Here is a 1,957-nt window from a genome sequence, read left to right as displayed (position 1 = left end):
CAGACACGCAGGACCACCCGCAGCGATGGCGCCGAAACCCCGCAACCGGCCGACCGAGTCGGCCGGCAGTTCACCGCCGAGGCGCCGAACACCTTGTGGGTGGCGGACCTGACCTACATCCGCACCCACTCCGGGTGGGTGTACGCGGCGTTCATCCTCGACGTGTACTCGCGCGTGGTCGTCGGCTGGCAGGTCTCGACCACGATGCACACCGACCTCGCATTGGACGCCTTAGCCTCGATCCACCGATTTGCTTGTGATCGGTCGGTGAGGGATAAACGAAATGCCCTGTCTGAGTGGCAGAATGGGACTTCTCTAGGGTTCCATCCACACACACAGGAGGGCATGTCGTAGATGCGATTGTCTCACACTCACCCGGTCCGGTCTGCATCCTGTGACGATCCGAATCTCCTCGCCGCTGCGGGGGTGGTGCCGGTGATGGCGCTGGCCGAACGCGCCAGCCTGTCGGAGTTGGCCCGCGAGCATCTGAGCGTGCCCACCGACAAGGGCGCCCATCCGGATCGGAAAATGTTTTCCCTGGTGGCGGGGATGGTGGCGGGCGCCGACAGCATCGACGACATGGCCGTGTTGCGACACGGCGCGATGGGCAAGGTGTTCGACCATCCTTACGCCCCGTCGACGTTGGGATCGTTTCTTCGCGAGTTCCGGTTCGGGCATGTCCGCCAAGCCGATGCGATCGCCACCCGGCTGTTGGCGGGACTGGCTCGCCATACTCCGGTGCTGGCGGGGATCGACGGGCCGGTGATGATCGATATCGACGACTCGATCATCGAGGTCCACGGCCCGGCCAAGCAGGGCGTCGGATTCGGCTACACCCGAGTGCGTGGGCTGAACTCGGCGATCACCACCCTCACCTGTGGTGACGGTGCGCCGGTGATCGCCGCTCAACGCCTGCGCAAAGGGGCGTGTAACTCCGCGCGCGGGGCGCATCGGTTGATCGCCGACACCCTGGCCACCGTGCGGCGGCTACGGTCGTCCGATGCGTCGGGACCGATACTGCTGCGAGCGGATTCAGCGTTCTACGGCCATCGCGCGATCACCACCGCGCTCCGGGCCGGTGCGCAGGTGTCGGTCACCGTGCGTCAGGATTCCCACGTCCGAGCAGCGATCAGCGAGGTACCGGCAGATGCATGGACGCCGATCGAGTACACCGACGCCGTCTTCGACGAAGACAGCGGCCAGTGGGTCTCGCGGGCCGAGGTCGCCGAAGTACCGTTCACCGCGTTCACCTCCAAAGCCAAGCGCCTGCAGGTATCCGGACGGCTGGTGGTGCGCCGTATCCCTGACTTCGCAGCCGAGGGAGACGGCTTGTTCGACGTGTGGCGGTTTCATGCGTTCTTCACCACCAGCGACCTGGACACCGTGACCGCCGACAAGACTCACCGCGGTCATGCGATCATCGAGCAAGTCCACGCCGACCTCAAAGCCTCCGCATTGGCGCATCTGCCCTCGGGAAAGTTCTGCGCGAACGCCGCATGGCTGGTGTGTGCGGTTATCGCGTTCAACCTGACCCGCGCCGCAGCCTGTCTCGGTGGACAGCGTCTGGCGAAGGCGACTACCTCCACCATCCGACGCACCCTGATCTGCATACCCGCTCGAATCGCGTCCTCAGCGCGGCGCATCACGATGCATCTACCCGCCCGATGGCCGTGGGAACGCGAGTGGAACCTGTTGTTCAACAACACGATCAAACGACAACACTCAGCCTGACCCCTAACCATCGGCCAGAACCGGCCCCGACACGAAACCCAGTGAAACACGCCGACACCAGAGATCGGCGACTCACCCACGCCCACCGCCACCCCGAACATACACAACACATTTCACGAGACATCAAAAAGCCGATCGGTGGATCGAGGCTTAGACATGGGATTGTGGGCGCGTGATCGTGCCGGCCAGGATGTGGCCGGACTGATTCACCACTCGGACCGCGGAG

2 protein-coding genes are annotated in these 1,957 nt (G+C 64.4%); both read left to right on the top strand.

Going from position 1 to position 1,957, the window contains the following annotated elements; genetic code table 11:
* Window positions 1-354 (top strand): DDE-type integrase/transposase/recombinase (locus tag A5777_RS09125; protein ID WP_156529328.1); only part of this gene is annotated, 354 nt, incomplete at its 5' end.
* Window positions 355-1,731 (top strand): IS1380-like element ISGbr1 family transposase, encoded by a 1,377-nt coding sequence (locus A5777_RS09120; RefSeq protein ID WP_064862420.1) that lies wholly within the window; start codon window positions 355-357, stop codon window positions 1,729-1,731.
* Window positions 1,732-1,957: the final 226 nt, after the last annotated feature.

The organism is Gordonia sp. 852002-10350_SCH5691597 (assembly GCF_001665715.1).
GTDB lineage: Bacteria > Actinomycetota > Actinomycetes > Mycobacteriales > Mycobacteriaceae > Gordonia > Gordonia sputi.
This window is presented reverse-complemented; position numbering and strand designations above follow the sequence as displayed.

Bases quoted from the DNA above. Each gene is read 5' to 3' on its own strand.
- A5777_RS09120 (WP_064862420.1), top strand. From the start codon at position 355: ATGCGATTGTCTCACACTCACCCGGTCCGGTCTGCATCCTGTGACGAT.